This is a genomic window from Thermodesulfitimonas sp. (assembly GCF_052743955.1).
Genome location: NZ_JBRAIN010000098.1, coordinates 1 through 5,857, shown reverse-complemented (window position 1 = coordinate 5,857; position 5,857 = coordinate 1). Strand labels below are relative to the sequence as shown.

5 protein-coding genes are annotated in these 5,857 nt (G+C 58.8%); 2 read left to right on the top strand and 3 right to left on the bottom strand.

All coding sequences use genetic code 11. The features are described from left to right. Positions 1 to 166: 166 nt before the first annotated feature. Complete coding sequence (locus tag ACUVTA_RS08085; RefSeq protein ID WP_445952444.1) at positions 167 to 841, top strand: DJ-1/PfpI/YhbO family deglycase/protease; 675 nt, start codon at positions 167 to 169, stop codon at positions 839 to 841. A gap of 93 nt (positions 842 to 934) precedes the next feature. Here ACUVTA_RS08085 and ACUVTA_RS08080 read toward each other — a convergent pair whose 3' ends face one another. Next, positions 935 to 1,282 carry a hypothetical protein gene (locus ACUVTA_RS08080; protein ID WP_445952443.1) on the bottom strand — a complete coding sequence of 116 codons (348 nt, stop codon included), beginning with the start codon at positions 1,280 to 1,282 and terminating at the stop codon, positions 935 to 937. Between the two features lie 506 nt (positions 1,283 to 1,788). On the opposite strand from ACUVTA_RS08080, the gene ACUVTA_RS08075 reads away from it, so the two are divergent. Beyond that, positions 1,789 to 3,582 carry an N-acetylmuramoyl-L-alanine amidase gene (locus ACUVTA_RS08075; protein WP_445952442.1) on the top strand — a complete coding sequence of 598 codons (1,794 nt, stop codon included), beginning with the start codon at positions 1,789 to 1,791 and terminating at the stop codon, positions 3,580 to 3,582. Between the two features lie 69 nt (positions 3,583 to 3,651). On the opposite strand, the gene ACUVTA_RS08070 is transcribed toward ACUVTA_RS08075, so the two are convergent. Both ACUVTA_RS08070 and ACUVTA_RS08065 read right to left on the bottom strand, forming a co-directional pair. Next, positions 3,652 to 5,013: a nicotinate phosphoribosyltransferase gene (locus ACUVTA_RS08070; protein WP_445952441.1), complete on the bottom strand. Its 1,362-nt coding sequence runs from the start codon at positions 5,011 to 5,013 to the stop codon at positions 3,652 to 3,654. Positions 5,014 to 5,027: 14 nt separating this feature from the next. Then, the gene (locus ACUVTA_RS08065; RefSeq protein ID WP_445952440.1) at positions 5,028 to 5,543 is read right to left on the bottom strand and encodes a cysteine hydrolase family protein; all 516 of its coding nucleotides are present in this window, start codon (positions 5,541 to 5,543) and stop codon (positions 5,028 to 5,030) included. Positions 5,544 to 5,857 lie beyond the last annotated feature (314 nt).

Here is a 5,857-nt window from a genome sequence, read left to right as displayed (position 1 = left end):
AACTTTTCCCGCGGAAAAGGAAAACGCGCCGGGTTTGCCGAATTACCCCAAGACACCCGGTATAGAAAGGGGAACCACGGCACGGCCAACCGCGCGCTGATAGCGCCCGCGCGGCCCGTTTGGCCGGGGCAAGCGGTAATTTTACCGAAACGGAGGCGAAAACCTGGTGGGACGGAAAGCAGCGGTTCTCCTCCTGGTGATACTGTTCGCTACCGCGCTGGGCGGCTGCGGTAAACCTGCAGCGCCACGGCCGCAAGAAGAGCGAAAACCGCCGGCCGCCGGGCCGGCCGAAAAACCGCGCCCGACCAAGGAACTGGCCGGGAAAAGGCTTCTCCTGGTGATCGCGCCCCGGAACTTCCGGGACGAGGAATTCTTCGTGCCCCGGCGCCTCTTTCAAGAGCAGGGCGTGCAGGTCACCGTAGCCAGCAGCAAGCAAGAGATGGCCACCGGGATGCGCGGCGGTACCGTGACCCCCGACACCACCTTCGCCGGGGTTGACCCCGCCACCTACGACGCCATAGTGATCGCGGGCGGCACAGGCTCGCGGGAGTACCTCTGGGATAACAGCGAACTCCGCCGGATAGTGCAGCAGGCTTTCCGGGAAAAGAAGGTCGTAGCAGCGATCTGTCTCTCCCCCGTGGTGCTCGCCCGCGCCGGTTGTCTCACCGGTAAAGAGGCGACCGTCTGGCCCGACCCGGCGGCGGTGCAAGAGCTCAGCACTGCAGGGGCAAAGTACGTTGACCGGAGCGTGGTCGTCGCCGGAAACGTGGTGACAGCCAAGGACCCGCAGAGCGCAGAGGCTTTTGCCCAAGCAGTGGCGGAACTGCTCCGGCCCCACTGAAGTTAAATTGAGTCTGGAAGACCACGACAAAGTACAGGTAAGCGGCAGTTAGCAACAGGTACCGCGCCCTCCTCACCCCCTCCGCCCTGCCTCTCAGCGCCTTCCGGCTGTGAAGCCCCTCCGGCCCCAAGGGCGCGGGGGCTTGATGTAACACCCGTACCGGCGCGAAAGAACCCCCAACCCCCCTGAAAGCGCGCGCAAGTACCCGGAAGGGTCGGAGAGATACCGCTCCAAAGACTTTACGGCCCGGGGAAAGTTCGCCCGGTAAGCAACCATCAGGCGCTCAACCGAAGCCGGGTAAAGGTTCAGGGCATCGAGGTAAACCTCCCGGACCCCGGCTTCTCTCAGGGCACCTACCAACCGTTCCAACACTCCGGGAGCATCGGTTATTCCGGGAAAGACGGGTGCTACAAACGCCCACACACAGACCCACGGCGGCAACCCCAATAACCTTCCTGGCTACTTCACTGCAGACCTCGTCCGCCGGACGAGAAAATATTCCTATTTTCTATGGCCCGGGTCGCTTTACCCTTCTTCTCTCCACCCACAAGTAGGTGAGCCATCTTCTTGACCACGGTTTCCTTTCACCGGTGCAGTTGGGTGAGCTGGACACCGTATTCCACGGCAATTTCCGCTATAATTTTGTCTTTCTCCAACAACTCTATTACTACCTGAGCCTTAAAGGTCAGCGAATATTGTTTCTTTATAACTCCCAATTATTATCCTAAATTCCTGATTTTGCTATCCAGTTTTCGGGGTCTATTATATAAGAGTTTTGCCCAAACAATAGATTAGAAAAATCGCCGGCCAGGAGGATTTTTGGCCCTGGCGCCGAAGCCTGGAAGTAATAATTGTCGAACGGTGAAAAAATTCGGCTGTGGGAGGTAGCGCGGTGAAACCGTTGTGGAGAAGGAGCAGGGTCTTGCGGTGGGCAACGGCCTGCTTTGTTGCAGGCTTTTTTTTGCCTGCTAGGCGCCGCTTCTGCTGTAGCCGGGCAGCCCCAGGCTGTTTTTGTGGTCGGCCAGAAGAGCTACACCGCGGGTGGACAGGCAAAAGCGATGGATGCGGCACCATTCATTGCGGACGGCCGGACTTACGTCCCGGTGCGCTACCTGGCCCTCGCGCTGGGGGTGCCGGAGGCGGGGATTAGCTGGGACGGGAATACCGCGAGCGTAACGCTGAACAGGAACGGCGTGACCCTGCGGTTGACCGTAGGGGAAAATATCCTGCAGGTGAACGGCCAAGAGAAGAAGATAGACGCAGTGCCGGTACTGAAAGACGGCCGCACCTACCTGCCGGTGCGGTGCATAGTTGAGGCTTTTGGGTTCACCGTGAACTGGGACGAGTCCGCCCGCGCCGTTTCGGTCTTTCCAGCGGTCGAGAAACCTCCGGTGGACCAGACTAAAACCACAAGCTCCAACCCGGTTAAAAAGGCTCCCGTGAACCAGGTAGTGGTTAAAGGAAGTGTGGTGAATATCCGCAGCGGCCCGGGTATAAATCACGCTGTGATTGCGCAGGTTACGCGGGGCGATAGATTAGTGGTCGCGGGTGCGGATGCATCCGGCGACTGGTATCTGGTAAATCTGCCCAGTGGCACAAAAGGATGGATCGCCTCCTGGTTAGTGACAGAGGCACCGTCGCCGTCTCCTGCGGCGGAGAAGTCGTCTACAACCGCGCCGGTACCGCCTGCGGCCAAGGCAAACCCGCCAGTGACCAATCCAGCGCCGGAACCCTCTCGGGGTAGCGACCACATGGTCTTGAGCGTTGCCCCCACCCTCCCAGGAGCAGCTGGTTCGCCGGCGAATGCGCTTACGTCCCTGACGGTTACCCAGGACGGAGAGGTAACCCGGGTCACCGTTCGCGCTGGAGTGCCGCTAAGTTACCACACGTTCCGCTTAAGTGGGCCCGACCGCCTGGTGGTAGATCTGCCTGGAATACAGCCTGGAAACCAGCCGCCGGTTTTGATGGTCGATTCACCGCTAGTGCAGGATGTGCGGGTAGGCTATTACAGCCGGGATCCTGACATAACGCGGCTTGTTTTCAACCTGAAACAACACGCTGCTTGCCGGGTAGAACTTGCCGGTGACCAGAAGACCCTTGCCGTGGAAATTTCGGTGCCCCAACCCGGTGATCTGCTGCGCGAGGCCACTGTCGTTCTGGACCCCGGCCACGGAGGCCGTGACCCTGGCGCTATTGGGCCGAGCGGGCTGCAGGAAAAAAGCGTTACTTTGATTGTGGCGCGGCGGGTAGCCGATCTGCTAACGCAGCAAGGGGTTGGGCGGGTGGTCTTGACCCGCACCGACGACAGCTACGTGGGGCTGGTTGAGCGCACGGCGCTCGCTGCTCAGGTAGGGGCTACCGTTTTTGTCAGCATCCATATGAACGCTTGCTATAATCCTGCGAAAGACGGCACAGCGACTTACTACGTCAGTACGGCAGGTGTAGATGATACGGTGCAGTATCAGGGCGCAAGCCCACAGATGGCAGAGCAGCGGCAGCAGGAGAGTGCCCGGTTGGCTTCCTGCATCCAGACCGAATTGGTTAAAAGGATGGGACTGCCGGATGACGGTGTGCGGCAGGCTAATTTTGTAGTATTGCGTACCGCCACGATGCCAGCGGTGCTCGTTGAGGTAGCTTACATTTCTAATCCCCAGGAGGAAACCCAGATGACCACCGATGGGTTCGTAACAAACGCGGCCCAGGGTATTGCCCAGGGGATTATCAATTACCTGACAGCCTGAGCCTCCCCATGACTCAAGCCAGGGTTACCGCGCCGGGAAAAGAAGGCGCAGCCGAAAATCAGCCCGCCATCACCGGGCTGGCCCATTCGGTAAGCGCCTCTCAACACGCCCGCAAGCCTCTTGATAAAGGGCAAGAAGTCCCTCGGAAAAGCCCGCCCGGAAACTCCTTTTCCCTTGAAGGAGTTCTTCGGGAAGGGACGCAAGTTCCCTCTTGACCCGCTCTCTCAGGACCGCAAGAGGCTCGGGCGGGGAAAGGGCCCTCCCTCCGCGCATGACCGGAGAGAGCAAGGGTTCGCCCGGAAGGTCTTCCTCCCTTAAGGCCAGGATATCCTTCGCCAATTTACTCCCTTCTTTTTCCCGGAAAACCTGTTTCTTCCCGGGGAAGGTCACTTTTCCCTCGGAAAGCTTAAGGGCCGGTCTTCCAGCGTATTCGGTGAGCTTGTAAGCCAAATCGAGATACGGGGCATCCGCCGAAACCCCCATTTTTGTGCCCACCCCGAAGGCGTCAACCGGGGCCCCAGAGGCCACGACCCGGCGGATCTTTTCCTCGTCAAGCCCTCCGCTTGCGAAGATCTTCACCTCTGGGAAGCCTCCACCATCGAGAATACCTCTTACTTCCCGGGCAAGTTCTTCGATGCGGCCACTATCAAGCCGCACCCCCCTGGGCCTGATCTCTTTCTCCTCAAGGACTTGCGCTGCCCGCACCGCAGCGCGGGCTCCTTCAAGGGTGTCATAGGTATCGATCAAGAAGACGGCGTTGTCCGGAAACTCCTGCGCAAAGGCGGAAAAGGCCTCTTCTTCCGTAGCAAAACTTTCTACAAAGGAATGGGCCATGGTCCCGCTGACGGGGATGCCAAACAGCCTCCCGGCAAGCACGTTGCTCGTGGCGGAAAACCCGGCAATATAAGAGGCCCTGGCGGCATGGAGACTCGCCTCCAGTCCCTGGGTGCGCCGCGCCCCAAAGTCAACGCAGGGCCTGCCTTGGGCCGCAAGCACGCACAGAGCAGCCTTGGTCGCCACTGCCGTCTCGATGTTTACAAGGTTTATCACCAGGGTTTCGACCAACTGGGCCTCAGGCAGCGGGGCCGTCACCTCCACCACCGGCTCCTGGGCAAAGAAGACCGTCCCTTCCCGCAAAGCCCACACCTCCCCGGTAAAATGAAAACCTTTCAGGTAATCGAGAAAGGACGGCTTAAAGAGTTTCAAACTTTCTAAATAAGCCAGATCGTCTTCTGTAAACCGCAGGTGTTCCAGGGCCAAAAGCAGGGGCTCGAGGCCGGCAGCAACGAGAAAGGGCCGTTTTCCCGGGAGTTCGCGCACAAAGAGACTGAAGGCGGCCTCTTCGAACATCTCCCGCCCCACATAGACCTGCGCCATGGTGAGTTCGTAGAGGTCCGTGAGGAGGGGCGAAAGGACGAACCAGGGCTTCATCCTGAGTCTCTCCTCTAAAGGATCTCGGCCCGGTAAACGCGCTCCATGCGCTTCAGGGCAAAGGCGTGGGCCTCAGGGTCGAAGTCTCCCACAGCCTCTCTAAAGACTTTAATCTTGAAGTCCCGGAAAAAGGCGCCGGCCGCGGTGTCCATCACGCAAATGCTCGTACACACCCCGGTGAGGCAGAGTTCCGCCACCGAAAGCTTCCGCAAAAGCTCCTCGAGCTCCGTCCCGAAAAAGGCGTCAAAACGGGTCTTGTACACCACGAAGTCCCCTTCCCTTGGGATAAGTTCCGGGATGATCGCCGCCCCCCAGCTGCCCCTCAGACAGTGGGGAGGAAAGGCTCTGAACTCTTCGTCCTGAGGATCGTGAGCATCGCAGGCGTAGATAACGGGTCGGGCGAGGCGGCGGAATTCTTCGACCTTTTCTTTTACGGCGGGAATGATCCCCCTCACGGCTTCGCCGCAAAAAAGAACGCCCTTAGGATCCATAAAGTCGTTCAGCATATCTATGACTATAAGTGCCCGCATACTGTGGTTCCCCCTGTGCCCTTGAATTTTACTGCGGAGACTGTTTGTAGAACGTACTTTTTGCTCTCAACGGCGCTACTCACTCGGACGCAGGCCACGCTCCCTGGCGCAGCCCTGTACTCCCTAACGGCCTCCTTAGCCAAGACATCAAAGGGACTCGCTGCCGGAGCCAAAGGCACCTGATTTTTTTCTGGATCATATCTTTACTTGCAGGATATTCTATCACTTCCTTGCCGCAACAACAACCCGGCATTGCGCCTACGACTGAGTCAAGGAGTTTCGGGTGTTTTTTCTTTCCAGAAATAGGGTTATAT

What these genes read in the sequence shown, in the direction of transcription:
- ACUVTA_RS08065 (WP_445952440.1), bottom strand. Translation starts at nt 5,543, where the DNA reads ATGCGGGCACTTATAGTCATAGATATGCTGAACGACTTTATGGATCCT.
- ACUVTA_RS08070 (WP_445952441.1), bottom strand. Translation starts at nt 5,013, where the DNA reads ATGAAGCCCTGGTTCGTCCTTTCGCCCCTCCTCACGGACCTCTACGAA.